Origin of the sequence: Corynebacterium pilbarense, assembly GCF_026930265.1 — a bacterium.
In the GTDB taxonomy this organism is placed as follows: domain Bacteria; phylum Actinomycetota; class Actinomycetes; order Mycobacteriales; family Mycobacteriaceae; genus Corynebacterium; species Corynebacterium pilbarense.
In genome coordinates, this window is sequence record NZ_JANRML010000015.1 from 12,134 (window position 1) to 34,391 (window position 22,258).

Genomic DNA, 22,258 nt, shown 5'->3' on the forward strand with positions numbered 1-22,258 from the left:
AATTCACTGTGCGATGAATAGATCTGCCTCAGGTTTTGGGCGACCTGCGGAAAATGAACAAATCAACCGCCAAAAGGGGATTTGTTCACCGACAGCACCCGGCCGGGGTGAACAAATTTGGGAACGGCGCCCAACCCCCTAGAACCAGGTGGCGGGGCGGACCTTGTTGGCGAGGTCCACCAGCGCGTACCGGTGCTTCGGGTACGGCGCCACCCGGGCTTGGTCCCGCAGCGTCTGGGCAAGGCCGCGGCGCAGCCCCCGGATGGTGAACGGGTACTCGAAGAGCGCCACGTTGGTCGCCGCCTCGTGGGAACGCAGGTACGTCAGGCCGGCTTCGATGACGGCGACTTTGATCTGCAAAAACCGCGGCTCCGTGGAGGGGATCTGTTCCAACCTGCGGGCAGCGAGCCGGATCTGGTCTTCAGTGGTGCCCTCGGCAACCAGGCACAAAATGGCGGTCAGCCGCGCCATGCGGTAGTGGCGCGACGCGTTGGGGACCTTGTCCAGAGCCTTAATGGCCAGGCCCACCTCGCCCTCGCACATGAGCATCCGGGCCAGGCCGAATGCGGAAGAGACGGTGGTGGGGTTGGTCATCCACACCAGCGCGTAGAGGCGGGTGGCGTGGAAGCGCAGCCCCTCGGGGGAGGTCACGGTCAGCGACCAGGTGCCGTCTGTGACGCCGTCGGCGGCCATGTGCTCGAACACGTCGTCCGGCACGTCGCGGAGGTGTTGGCTAAGGCCGGCGGCGGCGGGCGCGAGCTCGTCGTGAAGCAGCTCGCTCGATTGATACCCGCCTTCCTGCAAGATGAGCTCGCTGACTGCGGCGAGGGCGAGTTTCGGTGCGGCCTCGCCGGGCAGCTGATTGAGCACCTCGGAGAAAGAGGTCTTCGCGGAGCTGAAGTCGCCCAACAGTGTTTCTACAACGCCCGCGTACCAGAAGTAGCGCCAGTTGTCGCCGAAGCGCTCCGAAAGTGAGCGCAGCCAGGTGCGCGCCTGGGTGGTTAGGCCGAGGTCGAGCATGGTGCGCACGACTCCGAAGGGGATTTCCACGGAGTGCTCGTACTGCGGGGTGGTCATGGCTTGGCGCAGCGTCTCCAGCGTTTCGCGCGGCTCGGCGTAGGAGGAGCCCTGCAGCATGGCGGCGCCGACGTCGTCGCGGTTGACCAGCGGCGACGGCAGCGCGGCGACAACTTCCTGCGGGGTGATGTCCACGCTGCGAGCGATTCCGTCGATGAGCTGGTCCGTGCGGAAGACCAGGTGTTTTGTGCCGAAGGTCGTACGTTGCGGGGAGAACAGGGAGTGCTGCGCGGGGTAAGTGCGCCCGTCGCGCACGGCGACGATTTCCCGCAGCACGCCGAGCATCTGCGCCTCCAGCTCGGTCAGGCTGGTGAAGCGCTGCGCCGGGTCCTCGTTGCAGCAGCGGGCGAGCAGGCGGTACAGGGAGGTGTATTGGCGAAACAGCGGCTCGTCGATGGGGGAGGGCAGGCCCGGGTCGTACACCCCGTCGGTCTGCGGCAGGTCCACCACCAGCGAGGCCAGCGTGCGGCCCACGGTGTACACGTCGGAGGATACGGAAGGCCCTTCGGTTGCCACCTCCGGCGCCTGGAACCCCTTCGTGCCGTAGATGAACCCGTAGGCGCCGATGCCGGAGACCGCGCCCATGTCGATGAGCTTGACGTGGTCTTCGGTGACGATGATGTTGTCCGGCTTCAGGTCGTTGTACACCACGCCGCGCGAGTGCAGGTAGTCCAGCGCCGGCAACACTTCGAGCATGTAGGCGATGGCGATGTCTGGTTGGAGCACTTTGCTTGTCGACGCATTCCGCCATGCCCGCAAACTCGGCCCGCCCACGTACTCCATGACCGTGAACCCGCCGGGCACGCGCGGGTCGTCGATGAAGTTGAAGATCTGCACGATGCCGGGGTGCGTCATCTCCGCCAGGAATTCGCGTTCGGCCGCGGCAGCCGCCGCCTCGTCCGGGTTGTCGGTGGAGTGCAGGCCTTTAAGCACCACCACACGGCCGGCCACGTGGTGGTCCTGCGCCAGGTAGATCCAGCCCATGCCGCCGTGGGCGATGACACCCATGATCTCGTACTGGCTGGCCACCACGTCGCCCGGGTGCAGCGCCGGCGGGGCGATGCCCTTCTTCACCACGGCCGGCTCCGGGTCGATCAGCGCTTCCTTCGGCTCGGTGGGCTCCACCCAGGGCAGCTCCACCATGCCGTCTGCGACGACGCGGGTGGCGCGGCGGGTGCCGCGGCGTTCGCGGAACGTATCCAGAGCCAGGCGGCGCGAGCGCTGGGAGGTGTCCTCCCGGTTGCCGCCCTTGCGCAGCTTGTCCAGGTCCTTGAGCAGGCCGGCCATCTCGCCCATGGCGGAGTAGTCCGTCTCGCCGTCGGAACCCCAGTCGTCGTCCGAGTTCTCGTCGTCGGCGAAGGGGTCGTACGCGACGGCTTCGGTGCCCGGCTCCTCATCCTCATCGTCGGCGAACGGGTCGAAAGCTACCGCCTCGGTGTGCTGCTCCAGCGGATCCAGGTCGTCTCGCTCGGTGCTCACTGTTCCTCCTTGCGGTACATCAGCGGCGGCGGGGAGGACTCCGCGATGGAGCCCCCGAGCCAGGTGGAGTAGAGCTGCGACCACGTGCCGTCGTTACGCATCCGCTCCAGCGTCGAGTTGACCTGCCGCACCAGGTCCGCCTGGCCCTTCGGGATGCCCACGCCGTAGTACTGCGACGCGAGCGTGCCCGGCAGGATCGCCGCGTACGGGTCCTGCGCGGACAAGCCCGCCAGGATGGAATCGTCCGCCATAATCGCGTCCGCTTGGAACTGTTGGGTGGCCATCAGGCAGTCCGACCAGGAGCGGGTGCGCAGAATATTCGAGTGCGGCGTGAAGGTGCGCGCGATCTGGGTCAGGTTGGTGCCGTCCACGATGCACACCGTTTTGCCGCTCAGCTGGTTGATGTCGTCCACACCACGGTCCCGCGGCACCAGCACGCGCACACGCGACGTCAGGTACGGGGTGGAAAAGTCGATGGCCTCCGCGCGCTCCGGGGTGATGGACATGGTGCGGATGACCACGTCCACCTCCCCCTGGTTCAGCGCCTCGGCGCGCGCCGCCGAGTCCACGAACCGCAGGTCCAGCCGGTTCACGCCGGGGTTGTCCTCGCCGAAGATGTCGGCGGCGATCGCGCGGGCGAGGTCCACCTCCAGCCCACGCAGCTCGCCGCTCGCGGTGTCGCGGAACGCCAGCAGGTACAGCGACTGGTCGATGCCCACCACCAGCCGGCCGCGGCGTTTGATGCGGTCCACGTTGGGGGTTTCCTCCGCGGCGCCCCGCGGGTTCAGCGAGCCTTCCCAGTCCAGCTTCGACGGCACGTAGGGCTCTGCCGGCACCCCCTCCGCGTCTTCGAGCTGCGCGCCGGGCGGCAGGGGCAGCAGCTCGCGGGTGGTTGTAGTTTCCTGCTCCGGGGCGATGGTGGCGCGCACCGGCGACGGCTCATCGGAGCAGCCTGCCAGCACCGCCACCGTCATAGCGGCCGCGCACGCGGTCCACGTCGTTCTCACAGGTACTCACCCAGCCTTCTACGGATGCCCAGCCACGTGCAGATCACGGCCAGCACGGACAACAGCGCCACCACCGCAGAGACCTGCCGCGTCGCGTCCAACGAGGCATCGATGTAGGCCTGCGTGCCCTCCCTTGAAGATGCGATGAGCTTGGACAGGGTCGCGTCCAGCTCCCGAAATGGGGCCTCGCCCGCCCCGCCGCCGGAGGCCAGCAGCGCCGCCGCCTGCTCGTAGCTGCCCGAGTTCAGCGCGCCGACCAGCTCGTTGTGCTCGTAGGCCCAGGTGCGCAGGGCATCGCGTGCGTCGTCGATAAGCTGCTGCTCCCCGCCGTACTCCTCGGCCGTTGCAAGTGCTGCGCTCACCGACGCATACGTTCCGTCAAACGCCCGCGACGAGTGCACCACCGACTGGCGGCGCAGCAGCGCGAATGTCTCGTCCGTGCGCGTCTGCAGCGCGTCGAAGCGGGCGACGGTGAGCTCCTCCCAGGGCTTCGCCGCCCGCTCATACTCGACCGAACCGTTGCGCCAGGACTGGTAGTTCGACACCGCGGCCCAGCTCAGCGCCACCACCACCGCGAGGGTGCCGGCGAGAAAACCCTTGTTCAGGCGGCGGCGGAACACTCGCCACAGCCACCACTGCGTGAGCACGAGGAACCCGAGTGCCGCGACCAGGCCGGACAGCGGCACCCACTGCGGTTCGGACAAGCGCCGCATCTCCTTCGCCACGTCCTCGCGGGTCAGCGCGTTGATCTCGGAGGCGGCCACCAGCATGCGGGTGCGCATGATGCTGGACGCCTCGGACATGTAGGCCACGCCCACCGGGTTGCCTATGCGCTGGTTCACCCGGGCGCGCTCGTTTAAGCCTGCGTAGACGGGAAGGTCCCGCTGGATTTCGTTGACCAGCTCCTCGATGCGCTCGCTGGTGGCGGTGTCGGCCTCCACCGCGCCCGTGTAAATCTCGCTGGCGGAGCTGACTGCGGTATCCAGCGCGGCGGAGTAGGCCTGCACGTCCTCGTGTGACAGCGGCCCGGGCTGGACAAACCCGCCCGCCGCGATAGTGTCGGCGCGCAGCAGGGAGGTGGAGAGCAGGTGGGCGGCCGCGCTCATCGGCTCCGTGGCCTCGCGCACCGTGTCCAGCGCCTGGTTGCGGCTGGACATGGACTGGCTCATGGATAGCCCCGCCGCCAAAAGCATGGCGGTCAGCAGCACCATCACCACGATGATCTTGCCCGGGGTGGTCTGCGCGAAAGCGTGGCCGCGCCGTCCCATTCTTAAGGGGCCGGCGAGCGGGCCGTGGAGGACGCCATGCAGGCGCGGGTGCGCAGGGCGCGCTTCAAGCTCGTCGAGCCACGCGTCGTCGCTCGGCCTGCTTTGCGTCACCATTCCGCAATGATAACTGTTCCCACCTACAGTGGGGGCCATGCTTGGCGACGGAAACGGCTGGGTCACCACACCCGACGGCACAAAACTCTGGGGGCGCTTCGGCGCCGCAGGTCTTTTCCTCATCGCCGGTCAGGGTGCGGACGCGAAAGTGCTGCTGCAGCACCGCGCCAGCTGGACCGCCCAGGGCGGAACCTGGGGCATCCCCGGTGGTGCCCGCGACAGCCACGAAACCCCAGCGCAGGCGGCGGTGCGCGAGTCCGTGGAGGAGTGCGCCATCGACCCGGGGCGCATCGAGGTAGTCGAGGAAGTAGTCACCACAGACCTGCCGGAGTGGAGCTACACCACCGTCATCGCGCTGTGCGAGGCACCGCTGGCCGTGACCGCCAACGAGGAATCGGAGGAACTGCGTTGGGTTGGGCTGCACGAGGTTTCGGGGTTTGAGCTGCACCCGGGCTTTGCGGCGTCGCTAAGCAATGTGCTCGAAAGAGCCATGGTGCATACTGAACCGCATGATTGAAGTGCAAGGCCTGACCAAACGGTACGGCGCCGTCCAAGCGGTTGACGACCTCACGTTCACCGTCAAACCCGGCGTCGTCACCGGCTTCCTCGGCCCCAACGGCGCAGGTAAATCCACCACCATGCGCATGATCTTGGGCCTGGACCGCCCCACATCCGGCACCGCGCTCATCGACGGCGTGCCCTACCGCCAGCTTCCCAACCCCGCGCGCAAAGTGGGCGCGCTTCTCGACGCCAAAGGTGTCCACCCCAACCGCTCCGCCCGCGCCAGCCTGCTCTGGCAAGCGCAAGCCGCCGGGCTGCCGCGCACCCGCGTAGACGAAGTGCTCGAGCTGGTGGGCCTAAGCGACGTCGCCGGCAAACACGTCGGCGGGTTCTCCCTCGGCATGGGCCAGCGCCTCGGCATCGCGGCGGCGCTGCTCGGCGACCCGGAATACCTGATCCTGGACGAGCCCGTCAACGGCCTCGATCCTGCCGGCATCCGTTGGGTACGCGGGCTGTTGCAGTCCCTGGCGGCCGAGGGGCGCACCGTGCTCGTGTCCTCCCACCTGCTCGCAGAGATGGCGCAGACCGCCGAAGACCTCATCATCATCGGCCGCGGCCGCCTGGTTGCCAACACGTCCATGGCCGAGTTCATCCGCTCAAACTCCGGCGTGACCACCATCGTGCGCACCCCCACCGAAGACGCCGCGGCCGCCTTGGCCGCCGCGCTGCAGCACGCCGACACGGCCATGCCCTTCACACGGGCGGTGGACGCCGACGGCCGCGCCGTGTTCGAAATCCCGGACCGCAGCTCCGACGACGTCGGCCGCGTCGCCTTCGCCGCCGGGGTGCCGCTATCCGAGCTCGCCGAGCGCCGCGCCTCCCTGGAAGAGGCCTACATGCAATCCACCGAGGGCCACGCCCAGTACGTCTCCGGAGGTACCAATGCTTAACCTGTTTCCCGCCGAGTGGACCAAACTGCGCTCCACCGCCTCCTTCTGGTGGACCTCCGCGCTGATCATCGTCTTCGGCGCCTTCTACGGAGCCCTGTTCGGCACCGCATCCAAACTCGGCGGCATGCCGTACGCGCCCTTGACCGTCGCCGCCACCATGGCGCTGACCACGGCGATCATCGTGATCGTCCAGGCCTCCATGACCGTGACCACCGAGTACCGCTTCGGCATCCCGCCGACAAACTTCAGGGTTGCTCCGAAGCGGTGGCAGGTGGCCGTCGCAAAGCTTGTGCTCGGTGCTGCGCTGGCTGCTTTGCTGACCTTCGTCGGGCTTGTCGTCGCCTTCGCAATCGGCGATCTCACCGCGCCCGTGCCCGCGAACTGGGTGAGCAACACCGCCTCCCGACGCGCCCTGTGGGCCATCCCCCTCGGCATGGCCCTGATCACCCTGTTCCAGCAGGGGGTTGGCTGGATCGTGCGCAACACCTCCGGCGCCGTGGTCACCGGCATGGGCATGATGCTGCTGGTGGAATCCATCGTCGGCTTCATCCCGCGCTACGGCGCCGACGTGGCCAAGTTCCTGCCGTTTGGCAACCTCATGGCGTTCATGACCAACAGCCCCACCCAGGACTGGACACTGCCCGTGTCGCTGCTGATCTTCGCCGTGTGGGCTGTAGTGGCGTGGATCGTCGGCGTGGTGCTGCTGGAGACCCGCGACGCGTAGGGGGGGGGCTTGGCGCCTCCACTCCCAAACCGGCTACCTACAACCGGCTACCAGGCGTTTTAGGGCGTGGTAGCCGGTGGTATGTAGCCGGTGTTTGTGTTCGGGGTGGCGCGGCGTGAGGAACACGGGCACGACCGAGCGTGGTTTGTTACTCTGGCCGCGTCATCAGGGGGATGACTCATAGGGGGGGGAAACATGGATCGAGTACACCTCACCGGGATGCTGTTGTCCCGGCAAGCCGCCGAAGCTCAGGACTGCCGGCAGCTATCCGCAACGAAGTTTATCGCCACCACAGACTGGGACGCGTTGGAATCGCACGAGCAGGAGTATCTCCGTTGTTACTCCGTGTCAGCCGCGGCGTATAAGGCGGTGCTCGTCGGCCGGTCTGCTGCCCGCATGCACGGCATGTGGGTGGTTCCCAACCGGGAAGAGCTGGTAGAGCTAGCACAGTGCAATGGCAACCCTCCGCCGAAGAAGCAGTGGCCAGAGGGGGTGCTGTACCGGCACATCAGCGTTCCCGAGATCGACACCGTGGTCCGCGATCCGATTGACCGTGCGGGCGCGGGAGCAACCCTTCGCCTGACGACGCCACCCCGCACCGTAGTAGACATCGCCAGATTCCATGGTGTCCCGGACGCTACTGCGGCCATCGACGGGCAATACCGCGAAATGGCGCCGCTTCAGCAACAGATGTGGTGCGACGAAATTCTGGCGGTAGCGCAGCGGATGCGCGGCAAACGGGGGATTGGCCGTGTGAAAGAGGCCATCGCCTTGAGCTCATCGCTGTCGGAGTCGCCGTTCGAGTCCGTCGTTAGGGTGCTGTTGGCGTTGCGCCGAATCAAGGTGAGGGAGCAGATGTGGATCGGGAGGTACTACCGGGTCGACCTGTTGTGGGGGACGCTGGTCATCGAAATCGACGGGTATCTCAAGTTCAAAGAGAAGCCTTTCGAGGCAGTGATTAAGCAGGAGAAACGCGACCGGTGGCTCAGGGAGCAAGGGTATACGGTGATTCGTCTTTTCCCCGCCGAAATCATCCAGGACCCTGAAGATTGCATACGCCGCATTTTGGCGAGCAAGGCGGAAGCGGATGCCAACCCATCGGTACGAGTTCCGGCTACCACTCGCCGCCCGCGCTAGGCCCCGGTCGAACCCGTGTCGCGGCATTTTTCGCCCGTAACCGGCTACCTACAACCGGCTACCATGCTATAAAACGCCTGGTAGCCGGTTGTAGGTAGCCGGTTTGGCGGTGGGGCGAGTAAGGGGCGGGGGACCGGGGCGGTCGACTGGGTGGGAGCACCACCGAGCACCACAGCGCGCCACAACCCCTACTGCAGCGCGGACGTCAGCTTCAACACGTTGTCCACGTACCTCCGGTACCAGGGCCTGCGCGACCACCGCTCCAACGTCAGCTCGCGCGAGACGGCCTGGTAGTTCGCGCCCAGCTGCTCCAACGCCGTAATCAGCTCGCCGGAGGCGACGAGCAGGGAGGATTCGTAGTTCAGCGAGAACGAGCGGATGTCCATGTTGGAGGACCCGAGCACGCCGACTGCGCCCTCGCGCCCCGGATCCGCCAGCACAAACTTGCTGTGCAGCACGTACGGCGCGGGGAATTCCCAGATGCGCACCCCGGCTTTCAGCAGCGCCTCGTAGTAGGCAGATTGCGCGTGCTGCACCATGAACTGGTCAGCCTTCTCGCCGACGAACAGGTCCACGCGCACGCCGCGGTAGCAGGCGGAGGTGATGGCCTCCAGCAGCGATTCCTCGGGCACAAAGTACGGCGAGCACAGCGTGATCTGCTCTTTCGCGTTGTGGACGATCGAGTTGAACATACGCAGGTTCGGCTCGGTGAGGTAGCCGGGTCCGGAGGGGACAAGCTGGAGCACATCGCCATTGCTTGTCGACGTTTCCTCCGACGCCCCCACCACATCCAACCGTTCGCCGGATTCGGTGTACCAGTCCACGGCGAACATGGACTCGATGGACTCCACGATCGGCCCCTCCAGTTCCGCAAACGTGTCCACCCATTGGCGGCCCGCTCTCACGTGCCCGGGCATGAGGTAGCCGCGGTCGATGAGGTTGAACGAGCCGATGAACGCAACCTTCGAGTCGATGACCACGACCTTGCGGTGGTTGCGCAGGTCGGGGCGGCGCCAGCGCCCGCGCAGTGGGGCCAGTGGCAGCATCATGTGCCAGTCCACGCCGATGTCGGTCAGCCGCCGCTTCAATTTCCTAAACCCGGGGTATTTGGCGGAGCCGATGTGGTCGAAAAGCAGACGCACTTGCACGCCGCGTGCGACGGCGCGTTGCAGCGCCCGGAACACCACGTCCGTCGTGTCGTCCCAGGCGACGGCGTAGATTTCGATGGAGATGGAGGCGGATGCTTCGTCGATAAGCTTGGCAATGCGAAGCATGGTCTTGCGGTAATCCGCCCACAGCGCGCGCACCTCGCCGCGGACGGCGGGGTAGCCGGTGAGCTCGCGGTTGAGGTGGACCAGCGAGGCGGTTTCGGGCGGCAGGTGGGCGATGGCGCCGTCGGGGCCCGCCCACGCCCCGTCCAGCACGCGGCGCGCCTCAACCTGGATGCGGTGGCGGCGCCGGGAGACGAACGTGGAGCCGAACAGCAGGTACAGCGGCAGGCCCACCACCGGCAGGAGCAGGATCAACAGCAGCCAGGCGTTGGCCGAGGACGGTTTGCGCCCGCCGGGCACCACGCCGATCATCACGAACTTGATGGCGTAGTCCACGACCATCGCCGCGAACTGCCACCAGGAAAGGTCCAGGTTCATCGCACCTCGTCGTAGGCCAGGCCGCGGGTGTCGTAGTCCACGATCACGGGCGCGTGATCGGATGCGCCCTTGCCTTTGCGCTCCTCCACGTCCACGAACGCGCGCTGGACCCGGTCGAACATGGGCTTGGTGGCCAGCTGGAAGTCGATGAGCATGCCCTCGTTCTTTTGAAACCGCATGGCCTTGTAGTCCCAGAACGAGTACTGGTTTTCGTGCGTGACCTCGTGCAGTCCGGCCTCGAGCAGCATCTGGAACGCGGCGCGCTCAGGCTCAGTCACGTGCGTTTTGCCCTCGAACCACGACACGTCCCACACGTCCTCGTCGCGGGGCGCGACGTTGAAGTCGCCCATGTACACCTGCAGCTCCCCGGGCTGGACCTGATCGGCCAGGGACCAGAGGAACTGCAGTTTGTAGTCGTAGTGCGGGTCGCCGATTTCGCGGCCGTTGGGCACGTACAGGCTCCACACGTCCACCCCGCCGCACACCGCCCCCACGGCGCGCGCCTCCACCGACGGGGCGCCTTTTTTGGCAAACGCGGGTTGGCGCTCGAAGCTGTCGCGGACGTTGTCCAGCCCCACGCGCGAGGCGATTGCCACGCCGTTCCACTGGCTGACCCCCACGTGCGCGACCTCGTAGCCTGCGGCTTCGAAGGTGGCGTAGGGGAATTTGCTGTCCGCGGTTTTGGTTTCCTGTATCGCCAGCACGTCCACGTCCTCGCGTTCGAGGAAGGCGGCGATCCGCTCGGCGCGCGTGCGCACCGAGTTGACGTTCCATGTGGCGATTCGCATGCGGCCTAGCCTAGCGCCAGCCGCCTACGGTGGTGTTCCAGCGCCCCTTCGGGCACATTGCCTATCGACGTCACACCAAAGGCCTCCCCCGCAACCCACACGACCTGCTCGTCCTGGAGCTCCCACGAGTGGTCGAGCACTTTCAGGGCCGGTTTGCCGATCCGCTCGGGGATGGTCAGCCGCACCGGCAGGCCACGCTGGTCGTAGAAGGACCGGATGGCGTCGATAGGCAACGGCCCGAAGCCTGCCGAAGGGCCGAGCGGGACTGCGGAGTTGGCCTCCTCGGTGTCGCCTGTGCGCATGAGCCAGCCGGCGGCCCACGCCCAGTCGCGCACGTTGAGGCGGTCTGCGAGGCGCTTTTCCAGCTCGCGGATTTCGGAGTTGCGCACCGTGCGCGGCGAGAGTTTCTTGATGATGTGCAGGTCCGTGACCTCAATCGCCTCCTTTGAGGAGGGAAAGCCGCCGACCTCCTGCGGGCGGATCACCAGAGGATCGAGGCTGAGGACGTGCCCGATGATGTCGCTGGCGTGCTCGCCGCGGCGCTGGCGCACCACGACACGGTCGCCCACCGCCACCTCGTCCGAGCGGAAAATCCTGGACACGTCTACTTGCGGGCCCCGCGCGGGCGGATCGCGCCGGTGAGCACCAGGGCCGCGCCGATCATCAGCGACAGCATGCCGATGGCGATCAGGGCGCGCATCGGGGTGCCGGTGTCGGCGAGGTCGCCGTCGCGCTCGTCGTCATCCTCGGTGGTGGTGGTCGACGACGTCTTTGAGGAGGACGAGGTTGTCGAAGACGAGGAGGTCGTCGAGCTGGACGTTGCCGACGTGGTGCGGTTTTCCAGCACCGAGCGGGCGGAGCTGCTCGAAGTCGACGAGGTGGCCGTGGTGGTCGCGGAGCCATCCGTGGTGGTCGACGTTGCGGACGTTTCAGTCTCGGTGGCCGTACCCGTGGTGGTGGACGTGGAGGATGACGTCGTTTCCGTGGTGGTGGTCTCGGTCGTGGTGGTGTCGCTGTCCTGGAGGCGTTCCACGCGGTGGGTCACCTCGGGGTCGAACGTGGCGGAGGTGGTGCTCGGCGAAGTAGTGGTTGTGCTGCTCGGGGTGGTCGGTTCCTCGACCACCGTCGGCTCCTCGACCACCGTCGGCTTGGTCACCGACGTCACCGACGTCACCGTCGGCTTGGTCACCGACGGCTCAGGGCGATCCGAGTCGCTGCCGGGGATGCCGTACACGATCGGGGCGTCGCCGGCCTCGGAGCGTTCGAACGCGTCAAACGCGGTGGTGCCCAGGATCCCGTCGAGGCCCTCGATGGGGGCGGGCACGACCACTGGTGCGTCGTCAGGCAGAAGCTCCGCGCGCAGCTCGCGCACGCCGGCGCGCTCGCGCTTGAGCGTCTTCGCAGCCTCGTCGAAGGCGGCCTTTTCTTCCTCGGTCAGGCCGTCTTCCGCGGCGTCCTCGCGCAGCTCTGTCAGCTCGTCTGCGGCTGCGATGAGCTCCTTGCGCCAGGCGATGAGCACGTCCCGGACCTCGTCGTCCGTCTCCGCGCTGTTGATGGCGGTGATGGAGGACTCGTGGGTGGCGGAGACGTCGTCAAGCAACTGCTCAACTGGCTCCACTGGCGCCGCGGGGGTGAGGGTGAGCGACGCGGCGGCGATGGCGGCGGGGATACGCATGGCGGATATCTTAGCGCGTTAATCGTCGTGGCCGAACGGATCTTCGTCCGTTCCCGGAAGCCAGGTGTGGCCGGCTTCCTTCCAGCCGTTATCGCGAATCACGCGCTTGGCTTCTTTTTTGTAGCGGCCGGTGAGCACGTCGGTGTACAGGAAGCCGTCCAAGTGGCCGGTCTCGTGCTGCAGGCAGCGGGCGAAAAAGCCGGTGCCCTCGACCTCGATCTCGTTGCCGTTTTCGTCCAGGCCGGTCACCTTCGCCCAGTCCGCGCGGCCGGTGGGCCAGCCGTAGCCCGGCACGGACAGGCATCCCTCGTCGTCTTCGCCGGTGTCCGCGGGCATGGTTTTGGGGATCTCGGAGGTCTCCAGCACCGGGTTGATCACGGTGCCGCGGCGCATCTGGTCGCCGTCCGGGCAGTGGTAGACGAAGATGCGCAGCGGCACGCCGATCTGGTTGGCGGCCAGGCCCACGCCGTGGGCGGCGTCCATGGTTTCGTGCATGTCGGCGATGAGCTCTTGCAGCTCCTCGACGGGCTGCGTGACTTCCTTGGTCGGTTCGTGCAGCACCGGGTCGCCGTGGATAACGATGGGTCGGATGGTCATGCCAATATATTAGGCATGCTTTCAGACACCGACCTTTCCGTGCTCCGCTTCGCCGCGCGCGCCCCCAGGTCGATTGGTGCGCGCGAGGACGCTGTGCGCTCTGAGCTGGGCATGCAGCCCATCCGCTACTACCAGCATTTGAATCGGTTGTTGGACTCGCCCGATGCGCTCGCGGCCGAGCCTCAGCTCGTGAGGCGTTTGCAAAGGCTTCGCGACGGCCAAAGGTCCCCCAACCTCTAGTTCAACTTTACGGTGTGTTGCTCCTGCTTCCCGCGGCAGTGTGGCTAGAGTTGCTGATGTGACTAACGACAACTTTGGCAACAACCGCCCCGACTCCGGCTCCACGCGCTACACAGGGAACTCCGACTCCTACGACGGCGCGTACGACGCCGAGCCGATCGACGCTGAAATCGTCGACGATTACTCCGCTTCCGGCGCCGACACCGAGTACCGCGGTGCCCACCGCCGCGACGACGACTCCGAGTACATCGAGGACGTCGACTACGCCGCTGGTGCAGGTGCCGCAGGTGCCGCTGGCGCCGTTGGGGCGCGCTACCGCTCCCGCAACGCCGACGACGCCATCTACGAGGAGCCCTACGACGGCGCCTACGAGGAGGATTACGAGGGGGAGCCGAAGGGACGTCGTAAGGCAGCTGCTGCTGGCGGCGCCGCGGAAGGCGGCCTGCCGAAGCGCGGCCTGGCGATGATCCTGATCGCCGTTGCGGCGCTGCTGGCGCTGTGGGGCATTTGGAAGATGACGCAGGACGGCAACGGCGGCGGCGACGGCGACGGTGAAGGTGCCGCGCCGACCTCGTCGACCGTGGTGGGCACCTCCCAGGCCGCCCCCGCCGGCGACGGCGCAGGTCAGAGCGGCCAGGATGGCCAGGGGGCCGAAGGTCAGCCAGGCACCGACCAAAACGCCCAGAACACTGAAGGCCAGCCGGGCCAGTTGGGCGACCGCGCAGGCGATCCGAACGCCCAGGATCCGAACGCGCAGGATCCGAACGCGCAGCGTCCGGAAGGCGCCGAGGGCCAGGGCGAGAACGGCCAGCCAGCACCGGCTCCGGCTCCGGCTCCGGCGGGCGCCGGCCTCGACAACGCTTCGGCCCAGGTGTACGTCTACAACAACTCCGGCACTCCGGAGCTGGCAAGCCGCACCGCCGACCAGCTGAAGGGCCAGTACAACGTGGCCAACAACTCGGCCGACGCCGCAGTGATGAACATGCCGGAGCAGGTCTACGGCATCTTCCCGGAGACCTACGTCTTCTTCGACCCGGCCGTGCCGGGCGCCGAGCAGGTTGCGGCCGACATCGCCCGCCGAGTCGGCGGTGCCGCCCGCGCGAAGGGCGACCTCCCCGAGGGCGCGACGAGCATCCCGGAGCAGGCCGCGAACAACAGCGCCGCCGTGGCAGTGGTCCTGGCGGGCTAGCTCCGCGCCGGGCACGCTGGCCCGATTGAGGCCCGCTGCCCACATTTGCAAAGTCGTCGCCTGCCCAGAGTGCTCCCTCCCACAAAACCGGCTACCTCGAACCGGCTACCAAGCAACAATCAAGCTGGCAACCGGTTCTAGGTAGCCGGTTTCGGCGCATGGACGGTTTTGGGGCGGCCTTAGCAGCGCACAAACGCCCCGCCACCCAACGCCGCCCGCGCATATAAAACAGCTTCTGGCACCCGCCCAGGGCCCGGCAGGGGATAGGCTCGTCGTCTATGGATCCATTCCGCGATTTTTCCAGGTCCGACGGCCCCACCCTTGGAGTCGAGTGGGAGATCTGCCTCGTCGACCCGGTTACATGCGACTTGGTGCCCCGCGCCGCCGAGGTGATAGAGGAGGTGCAGGCCCGCCACCCAGACATCCACCTCGAGCCGGAGTTTTTGCAGAACACCATCGAGCTGGTCACCCCGATTTGCGCCAACACCAAAGAGGCGGTGCACGCGCTGCAAAGAGACCTCAACGCGGTCAAGGAGGTCGCCGACGAGATGGGCCTGAAGCTCTGGGCAAGTGGAGGCCACCCGTTTTCGGATTTCCGCACGAACCCGCTGAGCCCGAAGCACACGTACGAGGAAATCGTCAATCGCACGCAGTACTGGGGACAGCACATGCTGTTGTGGGGCATCCACTGCCACGTGGGCATCAGCCACGAGGACAAGGTGTGGCCGATCATCAACGCGGTGATGACCAAGTACCCGCACCTGTTGGCCATTTCCGCCTCGAGCCCGGGCTGGGACGGCATTGACACTTCTTACGCGTCGAACCGCACGATGCTCTACCAGCAGTTGCCCACCGCGGGCATGCCGTACCAGTTCCAAAGCTGGGACGAGTGGGTTGATTTCATGCGCGACCAGCAGACGTCGGGCGTGATCAACCACACCGGCTCCATGCATTTCGACGTGCGTCCGGCCGCGAAGTGGGGCACCGTCGAGGTGCGCATCTCGGACGCCACGAGTAACTTGCGCGAGCTCGCGGCCGTCGTGGCGCTGACGCACTGCCTGGTCGTCCACTACGACCGCATGCTCGAGCGCGGCGAAAAGCTGCCTACTTTGCAGCAGTGGCATGTCGCGGAGAACAAGTGGCGAGGCGCCCGCTATGGCATGGACGCCTTGGTCATCACTAGTCGTGGCACCGACGAGGACTGGGTGAAACACGAGTTGCAGTTGCTTATCGACGAGCTCACGCCCGTCGCCGCAGACCTCGATTGCGTCGACGAGCTGAACTTGGTCCGAGAGATCATCGAGCGCGGCGCGGGCTACGAGCGCCAGCGCGCCATCTATCAGCGCACCGGGGATTGGAAGGACGTCGTGGACGCGACCTGCGCGGAGATGTGGGAGCTTAGCCTTTAGGGTTGACGCGGCGCGGGTGGTAGCTGGCGGGGCGGTCGTTGCGGGTGAGTTGCTCGTCGTTGCCGTAGAGGCCTTCGCGTCGCGCGATGCGGCCGAGGCGCTGCGCGGTGACGGGGCTGGTCATCAGGGCGAATATCACGAGCAGCACCATCATGCCGATGTCGCCGCGTTCGTGGACGCTGAAGTCCTCGGCGGTGACGACGCGGATGATGGTGCCGGTGATCATGAGTACCAGGCCGGTGGTCTGGGGCTTGGTGATGGCATGCACGCGCGCCAGGGTGGAGTTGAACCGGGCGGTGCCCACGGCGGCGGAAAAGACCATGAACGCGCCGGGGAGAATAAACAGCAGGGAAATGACGTCGGCGATCATAGGGAACCGTCCCTCTTGCGGAAGCGGGCCACGGACAGGGTGGCGATGAAGCCGAGCAGGGCGATGACGATCATCACGTTGACCACCGTGGTGTCCAGCGTCCAGCAGATGTACAGGGCTAGGGCGCACTGGAGGGAGGCGGTGATGCCGTCGTTGGCCAGCATGCGGTCCATGGAGTCGGGCCCGACGATGGCGCGCCAGGCGAAGATGAAAAGCCCGGCGACCAGCAACACGGCGGCCACGGTGAGGCAGACGGTGTAGGCGGTGCTGTGCATGTCAGCGGCCTCCTTCGAAGATGGCAATCATTTGGCGCTCCAATTTCTGCACGTTTTCAATTTCGCGGGCGATGGCGGCGTCGCTGTCGGCGTCGAGGATGTGCACGGTCCATTCGCGGTTGGCCAGGTCGATGTCGGTGACAGTACCGCCGGGCTGCAGGTTGTAGGCGCAGGTGGCTAGGTAGAGCACCAGCTCGTTGCTCAGGCGCATCGGCACGCGCAGCACGGCGTTTCGGGGTTGCGGCGCGCGGCGCAGCGAGAGCCACGCCACTTTCGCCGAGGCCACCAGCAGATCGAAGAACCACTCGGCCACAAACGCGGCCAGCTTGAGCCAGTTCACCCGGTTGCCGCTGCGCGGCACGGGCGGCAGAGGCAGTGCCAGCACGATGAGCAGGCCCAAGCCCAACCCGGCGACGAGGTTGCCCCAGCTGAGTTGACCCATGAGCAGGATCCACATGAACGTCAGCCACGCCACGGTCAGCGGGCGGAACCGGTGGGCGATACCGGAAAACATCAGCGGCTCACCTCGTTCGGCTCTTTGTTGGACTCAGCGTCCACGGGCTCCGGCACCATCTCGGTGGTGACGCCGGTGCTGGTGGGGCCGGCAGGGCGCGAGGAGTCCCGCTGTTCGAGGGAGTCTCGGCCGCCGCCGGCGCCGGTCTGTTCACGAAAGGCGTCGAGGTTGCGTGTGGGGGCCGAAGGATCGTCGAGAAGCACGGCGCTTCGGTAGATGGACAGGTCCTGGGCGGATTGGGCGGCGCGGTCCGTGATGTTGGAGATCGGGCCGGCCAAAAACGTGATGCTTGTGGAGGCCAGCACCAACAACGCGGTGGACAAAAACATGCCGGTAGGCACGCGGCCGACGTCGTCGCGGTCGCCCGAGGCGACGGTTTCCTCGCGCGCGGCCAGGTTCGCGGGGCGCGCCAACACAACGTCGCCTTCGGGGGCGTCCGCGCGGTCGCGGAGAAAGCCCTTGGACCACACGTTCATCATGGCGTACAGGGTCAGCAGTGAGGTGACCACCGCGCCGCCGATGAGCACCCACGCCAACCAGGAGCCGTCCTCCGCGCCAGCCTGGATGAGCATGACTTTGCCCAGGAAGCCGGAAAACGGCGGGATGCCGCCCAGGTTCAGCGCGGGGATGAGGTACAGCAGCGCAATCACGGGAGCGGTGTAGAGCAACGAGCCCAAACGGCGCAGCTGCGCGGAGCCTGCCTGGCGCTCCACCAGGCCGACCACTAGGAACAGGGAGGTCTGCACCAGAATGTGGTGCACCGCGTAGAAGATGGCGCCGGACAAGCCCGCAACCGAGCCGAGCGCGATGCCGAAGATCATGTAGCCGATGTGGCTGACCAGGGTGAACGACATCAAGCGTTTAATGTCGTTTTGGGCGATCGCGCCCATCACGCCCACGATCATGGTCAGAAGCGCGATCACCATCAGCGTGGAATCTAAGGCGCCGCCGGTGAACACGGTGGAGCGCACGCGGATGAGGGCGTACACGCCCACCTTGGTCAGAAGTCCCGCGAAGACGGCTGTGACGATGGAAGCGGCGGTGGGGTAGGAGTCCGGCAGCCACGCGTCCAGCGGGAAGATCGCCGCCTTGATGCCGAAGGCCACGATGAAGGTGGCGAAGATGGCCGCGCGGGTGCCGGTGGGCAGCTCCTCCATGCGGATGCCGGCCTGCGCCATGTTCACAGTGCCCACTGACGCGTAGACCAGCGCGAGCGCGAACAGGAAGACCATGGAGGACGCCATGGAGACCATGACGTAGCCGATGCCTGCGCGCACACGCTGTGGCGAGGCGCCCAGGGTCAACAGCACGTAGGAGGCGACCAGGAAGACTTCGAAGCCGACGTAGAGGTTGAACAGGTCGCCGGCGAGGAACGACAGGTTCACGCCCATGCTTAGCAGCATGTAGGTAGGTAGGAAGACGGCGACGGGGTCGTCCTCGTCGCCGTCGCGAAGCCCCTGCGAGATGCCGTACCACATCACCGCGAACAGCACGATGGATGAGACGAACAGCATGATGGAGCTCAACCGGTCCGCCACCATCGTGATGCCCACCGGCGCGTCCCAGCCGCCCATCTGCACTGTCTGGATGCCGTGGGTGTCGGCCACGATGATAAGCACCGCCGCGATCACGGTCAGTGCGGCCAGGGTGCCCAAAGCGATGAAACGTTGCAGGTTCACGCCGCGGAACAGCAAGATCAGACCGGCGGCGAACGCGGGGAGGATGATCGGCATGACCGTCAGGTACGGCATGGCGGGCAGCACCCAGTCGGCGAAGGCCATGAAGCTATTTCGCATCGTTGCCTCCCTTGACTTCCTTCACCGGGTCCTCGAACGGCTTAGGACCAAAAGCGTCGCCGGACGGGCTGGCTTTACCGGTTTGCGCGTCGTCGGATTTGTCGCGGTCCGGGGAGGCTGATTTGGGCCGCGAGGCGATTGCGCGATCCTCCTCGTCGCGCTCGACGATGTCGTCTGTGCGGTAGCGGTATTGGCGGTAGGCCAGGGCGAGCATGAAGCCGACCATGGCCATGGAGATCACGATGGCGGTCAAAATCATCGCCTGCGCCAGCGGGTCCGCGCTGTCGGCGGCCGCCTCGGAGTCGCGTCCGATGATCGGCGGGGAGCCGGCGGGCCCGCCGGACTGCAGCAGCAGGAGGTTGGCGCCGTTGCCGATCAGGGTCACGCCCATGATCATGCGGGTCATGGACTTGTCCAGCATCAGGTACACGCCGCACGCGATCAGCACGCCGGAGCCGATGAGCAAAAACAGGTTCGCTTCCATTTACTCGCCTCTCCTTTCGCGTTTGCTTATAGACGACCCGCTGGCCGCCACCGCCCTGCGCTCGTCGTAACGCGCCCTGCGGTTTCTGGACATGAGCCTGCGGCGCTGCTCGTTTTTCGCCTGCAGTTCGCGCGCGCGGTCGCGGGCGCGCTGCTTTCGGGTGTCCTCCTCGCGGTCCAGGTAGGCGCCCATGGAGGCCAGCACGTGCATGATCAGACCAACGACGATGATGTAGACGCCCGCGTCGAAGATCAGGGCGGACGGCACCGTCACGTCGCCGATGAGCGGCACGCTGAACTCCGCGTAAGAGGAGGTCAGCGGAGGCATCCCGAAGAACATCGGGGCCACCGCGGCCGCGGTGGTGAACATGATGCCGATGCCCAGCACCTTGCCCGGGTGCACAGGGAGCGTTTCCTCTGCCTCGCTGCGTCCTCCAGCCAAGTACCGCAACGTCAGCGCAAGCGCTGCGACGAGCCCGCCGGCGAAACCGCCGCCCGGGGCGTTGTGGCCGGAAAAGAAGAAGTAGGCGGACAGCAGCATCATCGACGGGAAGAGCAGGCGCGTGACCACATCCACCAGGATGGAGCGGTTCTGCGCAGTCTCCGTTTCCACGCCGGAGGCTAGCCAGCGCGCCTTGGTGGTGGACAGGGTGGGACGGCGCGATTCTGGGTCGAAGCGGAAGGTGCCGAAGATCAGGCTGGCGATGCCGGTGGCGGCGACCACCAACACCAGCGTCTCGCCGTAGGTGTCCGCCGCACGCAGGTCCACCAGCAACACGTTGACGGTGTTGCGGCCGTGGCCGATCTCGTATGCCAGTTCCGGCATGTACTTGGAAATCGGCTCGGCGACGCGCGCGGACATGGCCGTCATGGCCACCGTGACCACGGAAACGCCGGTGCCGATGGACAACCAGGCGCGCAAGCGGTTGTCCTCGTTGCGCTGCTCTGTTTCCGTTGGCATCTTGCGCAGCACCAGCATGAACACCACCATCACGATGGTCTCAACCAGTGCCTGCGTCAACGCCAGGTCCGGTGCACCGTGCAGCACGAAGATTAGCGCCATGAAGTAGCCGGTCAGGCCCACCATGATCACGCCGGAGAGGCGGTTGCGCTGCACGGCGGCGAAAAACGCGAGCCCGGCCATGACAGTGACCGCCAGGCCTTGCCAGACGTTGTCCCACACCTGCATGCGGATGTTGTTGGATTCACCCAGGATCAGCGCGGCCAGCGGCACCACGGCCAGGAAGGTGAAGATGACGGCCAGGTTGATGGTCAGCGAGCCGCGTTGCGTGGATGCCGTCAACTTCAGCGACCAGCGGCGCAGCGTGTCCATCAGGGCGTCCCACACCGCGTTGGCGTCGCCGAGTGCGGGGCGCTCGAACTGCGCCTTGGCCACCACGTCGTTCTGCCAGAACATGATGGCGCCCGCGAAGATGATTACGCCGGACAGTGCCAGCGGCACCGTGAACCCGTGCCACAGTGCAAGCTCCACACCCTCGACGTCCGGGAAGCGCACGTTGAGGTACTCGTTGATGGGGGCCGATAGCCCCACCGGCAACAGGCCGAAGCCCACTGTGCAGGCGGTGAGGACGGCCGGGGAAAGCCACAGTTTCGGGCCCGGGGAGTGCATGTCGCGCACCGCCGGGGACTGCCCGTCCGCCCACGGCTGGCCCTTGGTGGCAAATGCGCCGTAGACGAAGTACAGCGAGTACGCCATGGTGAGGATCGAGCCGGCCACCAACGCCACCAGGGTGATTTTGCCCGGCATACCGACGAGCAGTTCCTCGTGGAGGATGGCATCCAGCGCGGTCTCCTTGGCCACAAACCCGAACAGTGGAGGGATGCCCGCCATCGACGCTGCGGAGATGACGGCCAGCGTGGCCAGAAGCGGCTGCTTTCTGCCCAGCCCGGACAGCTCGTGGATGTCGCGGGTTCCGGTGGCGTGGTCGATCGCGCCGACGATCATGAACAGCGCGGCCTTGAACAGGGAGTGCGCGAACGTGATGGCCAACCCGGCCATGGTGGCCTCGCGCGAGCCCACGCCGATGACGGTGGTGATAAAACCAAGCTGGCTGACGGTGCCGTAGGCCAAAATCAGCTTCAGGTCCCGCTGCTTCAGCGCCATCCAGCCGCCCAGCAGCATGGTGAAACCGCCGGTGGACAACACCACCAGGTGCCAGGTGTTCACCGCGGACAAGTCCGGCGCCAAGCGAGCCACCAGGTAGATGCCGGCCTTCACCATCGCCGCGGAGTGCAGGTACGCCGATACCGGGGTGGGCGCGGCCATCGCGCCGGGCAGCCAGAAATGCCAGGGGGACTGGGCGGATTTTGTCAGCGCGCCCAGCATGATCAGCACGATGGCGGCGGAGATCGCCGGGGTGTTTTCAATATCGGTGATCTGAGGGATCTCCGACAGCTTCCAAATCTGCGCCTTGAAGCCCAGCAGGTTGATGCCCACGAGCATGGCAAGCCCGCCCATGGTGGTCACCATCAGCGCCTGCATGGCGGCACGTCTCGAAGATGCTCGCTCGCCGTAGTAGGACACGAGCATGTACGACAGAATGGACGTCAACTCCCAGAACACGTACATGAGCAGGAAGTTGTCGGCGATGACCAGGCCGTACATGACCGTGGCGAAGAACGTCAGCTCGAAGCCGAACTTGGCCAGGCGCCGCGGGTTGGAGTCGAAGTAGCCCCAACAGTAAAACAGCACCAACGCGCCGATACCCAGGATGATCAGGCTGAACAGGCCCGCGAGGGCGTCCAGGCGGAACTCCAGGTTGAGGTTCGTCGACGGCATCCATGTAAACACCGCTTTGACCTCGCCGCCGTCGCGGAACATCCCGGTGGCGAACAGGCGCGCCACCCAGATGAACCCGCTCAGCGGAACGAGCGCGAGGAGACCAAACGCGGCGCGGCCCACCGTGCGGATGAGCACAGGGGCGGCCAGCGTGGCAGCGGTGAGCGCGATGAGCAGTATCAGCACGAGGTGCGCGGCCCTCCTCTGGTTGCGTGC

General features: G+C 66.3%; 21 protein-coding genes. 7 read left to right on the forward strand and 14 right to left on the reverse strand.

Features of this window, described 5'->3' with window-relative positions; genetic code table 11:
* Nucleotides 1–138 precede the first annotated feature (138 nt).
* Genes NUW87_RS09820 through NUW87_RS09830 form a run of 3 tightly spaced genes read right to left on the reverse strand, consistent with a single transcriptional unit; the run spans nucleotide 139 to nucleotide 4,942 of the window.
* Nucleotides 139–2,556, reverse strand: a complete 2,418-nt coding sequence (locus NUW87_RS09820) for a serine/threonine protein kinase (protein ID WP_336296922.1) — start codon at nucleotides 2,554–2,556, stop codon at nucleotides 139–141.
* Nucleotides 2,553–3,563 carry a glutamate ABC transporter substrate-binding protein gene (locus NUW87_RS09825; protein WP_269028315.1) on the reverse strand — a complete coding sequence of 337 codons (1,011 nt, stop codon included), beginning with the start codon at nucleotides 3,561–3,563 and terminating at the stop codon, nucleotides 2,553–2,555. The genes NUW87_RS09820 and NUW87_RS09825 overlap by 4 nt, the downstream gene beginning before the upstream one ends.
* Nucleotides 3,560–4,942 (reverse strand): GlnX family signal transduction membrane protein, encoded by a 1,383-nt coding sequence (locus NUW87_RS09830; RefSeq protein WP_269028316.1) that lies wholly within the window; start codon nucleotides 4,940–4,942, stop codon nucleotides 3,560–3,562. Before NUW87_RS09830 ends, NUW87_RS09825 begins: the two co-directional genes overlap by 4 nt.
* Nucleotides 4,943–4,982: 40 nt before the next feature.
* Here NUW87_RS09830 and NUW87_RS09835 point away from each other — a divergent pair, with 40 nt between their 5' ends.
* The 4 genes from NUW87_RS09835 to NUW87_RS09850 all read left to right on the forward strand — a co-directional run bounded on the left by NUW87_RS09835 (nucleotide 4,983) and on the right by NUW87_RS09850 (nucleotide 8,257).
* On the forward strand, nucleotides 4,983–5,462 hold the full coding sequence (locus NUW87_RS09835) for an NUDIX domain-containing protein (protein ID WP_269028317.1): 480 nt from the start codon (nucleotides 4,983–4,985) through the stop codon (nucleotides 5,460–5,462).
* Nucleotides 5,455–6,396: an ABC transporter ATP-binding protein gene (locus tag NUW87_RS09840; protein ID WP_269028319.1), complete on the forward strand. Its 942-nt coding sequence runs from the start codon at nucleotides 5,455–5,457 to the stop codon at nucleotides 6,394–6,396. The genes NUW87_RS09835 and NUW87_RS09840 overlap by 8 nt, the downstream gene beginning before the upstream one ends.
* On the forward strand, nucleotides 6,389–7,120 hold the full coding sequence (locus NUW87_RS09845; protein WP_239220014.1) for an ABC transporter permease: 732 nt from the start codon (nucleotides 6,389–6,391) through the stop codon (nucleotides 7,118–7,120). Before NUW87_RS09840 ends, NUW87_RS09845 begins: the two co-directional genes overlap by 8 nt.
* Before the next feature lie 195 nt (nucleotides 7,121–7,315).
* On the forward strand, nucleotides 7,316–8,257 hold the full coding sequence (locus tag NUW87_RS09850) for an endonuclease domain-containing protein (protein ID WP_269028321.1): 942 nt from the start codon (nucleotides 7,316–7,318) through the stop codon (nucleotides 8,255–8,257).
* Between the two features lie 188 nt (nucleotides 8,258–8,445).
* Here the strand turns inward: NUW87_RS09850 and NUW87_RS09855 are convergent, their stop codons facing one another.
* Genes NUW87_RS09855 through NUW87_RS09875 form a run of 5 tightly spaced genes read right to left on the reverse strand, consistent with a single transcriptional unit; the run spans nucleotide 8,446 to nucleotide 12,966 of the window.
* Nucleotides 8,446–9,906, reverse strand: a complete 1,461-nt coding sequence (locus NUW87_RS09855; RefSeq protein WP_269028322.1) for a phospholipase D-like domain-containing protein — start codon at nucleotides 9,904–9,906, stop codon at nucleotides 8,446–8,448.
* Entirely contained in the window at nucleotides 9,903–10,694 is a 792-nt protein-coding gene (locus NUW87_RS09860) for an exodeoxyribonuclease III (RefSeq protein WP_269028323.1), read from the reverse strand. Before NUW87_RS09860 ends, NUW87_RS09855 begins: the two co-directional genes overlap by 4 nt.
* Before the next feature lie 5 nt (nucleotides 10,695–10,699).
* Entirely contained in the window at nucleotides 10,700–11,296 is a 597-nt protein-coding gene (locus NUW87_RS09865) for a GNAT family N-acetyltransferase, cg3035/Rv0428c family (protein WP_269028324.1), read from the reverse strand.
* Nucleotides 11,297–11,298: 2 nt separating this feature from the next.
* The gene (locus NUW87_RS09870) at nucleotides 11,299–12,369 is read right to left on the reverse strand and encodes a hypothetical protein (protein ID WP_269028325.1); all 1,071 of its coding nucleotides are present in this window, start codon (nucleotides 12,367–12,369) and stop codon (nucleotides 11,299–11,301) included.
* Nucleotides 12,370–12,387: 18 nt separating this feature from the next.
* Nucleotides 12,388–12,966 carry a peptide deformylase gene (locus NUW87_RS09875; protein ID WP_035000125.1) on the reverse strand — a complete coding sequence of 193 codons (579 nt, stop codon included), beginning with the start codon at nucleotides 12,964–12,966 and terminating at the stop codon, nucleotides 12,388–12,390.
* 15 nt (nucleotides 12,967–12,981) lie between these two features.
* Here NUW87_RS09875 and NUW87_RS09880 point away from each other — a divergent pair, with 15 nt between their 5' ends.
* The 3 genes from NUW87_RS09880 (at nucleotide 12,982) to NUW87_RS09890 (ending at nucleotide 15,804) form a co-directional block, all read left to right on the forward strand.
* A complete protein-coding gene (locus NUW87_RS09880) occupies nucleotides 12,982–13,206 on the forward strand; it encodes a DUF3263 domain-containing protein (RefSeq protein WP_239217910.1) in 225 nt (74 codons plus the stop codon).
* 58 nt (nucleotides 13,207–13,264) lie between these two features.
* Entirely contained in the window at nucleotides 13,265–14,395 is a 1,131-nt protein-coding gene (locus NUW87_RS11805) for a LytR C-terminal domain-containing protein (protein ID WP_269028326.1), read from the forward strand.
* A 278-nt stretch (nucleotides 14,396–14,673) separates the two neighbouring features.
* Nucleotides 14,674–15,804: a glutamate--cysteine ligase gene (locus NUW87_RS09890; RefSeq protein WP_269028327.1), complete on the forward strand. Its 1,131-nt coding sequence runs from the start codon at nucleotides 14,674–14,676 to the stop codon at nucleotides 15,802–15,804.
* On the opposite strand, the gene NUW87_RS09895 is transcribed toward NUW87_RS09890, so the two are convergent.
* From NUW87_RS09895 to NUW87_RS09920, 6 genes are read right to left on the reverse strand one after another with little or no spacing between them, the layout of a single operon-like run.
* Nucleotides 15,794–16,174, reverse strand: coding sequence for a monovalent cation/H(+) antiporter subunit G (locus NUW87_RS09895; protein WP_239217916.1), 381 nt, complete (start codon nucleotides 16,172–16,174; stop codon nucleotides 15,794–15,796). The genes NUW87_RS09890 and NUW87_RS09895 overlap by 11 nt on opposite strands.
* Entirely contained in the window at nucleotides 16,171–16,449 is a 279-nt protein-coding gene (locus NUW87_RS09900; RefSeq protein WP_269028330.1) for a monovalent cation/H+ antiporter complex subunit F, read from the reverse strand. Before NUW87_RS09900 ends, NUW87_RS09895 begins: the two co-directional genes overlap by 4 nt.
* A 1-nt stretch (nucleotide 16,450) precedes the next feature.
* Nucleotides 16,451–16,963: a Na+/H+ antiporter subunit E gene (locus NUW87_RS09905; protein ID WP_269028332.1), complete on the reverse strand. Its 513-nt coding sequence runs from the start codon at nucleotides 16,961–16,963 to the stop codon at nucleotides 16,451–16,453.
* The gene (locus NUW87_RS09910) at nucleotides 16,963–18,759 is read right to left on the reverse strand and encodes a Na+/H+ antiporter subunit D (RefSeq protein WP_269028334.1); all 1,797 of its coding nucleotides are present in this window, start codon (nucleotides 18,757–18,759) and stop codon (nucleotides 16,963–16,965) included. Before NUW87_RS09910 ends, NUW87_RS09905 begins: the two co-directional genes overlap by 1 nt.
* Nucleotides 18,749–19,243, reverse strand: coding sequence for a Na(+)/H(+) antiporter subunit C (locus NUW87_RS09915; protein WP_239217923.1), 495 nt, complete (start codon nucleotides 19,241–19,243; stop codon nucleotides 18,749–18,751). The genes NUW87_RS09910 and NUW87_RS09915 overlap by 11 nt, the downstream gene beginning before the upstream one ends.
* The gene (locus NUW87_RS09920; protein WP_269028337.1) at nucleotides 19,244–22,228 is read right to left on the reverse strand and encodes a Na+/H+ antiporter subunit A; all 2,985 of its coding nucleotides are present in this window, start codon (nucleotides 22,226–22,228) and stop codon (nucleotides 19,244–19,246) included.
* Nucleotides 22,229–22,258: the final 30 nt, after the last annotated feature.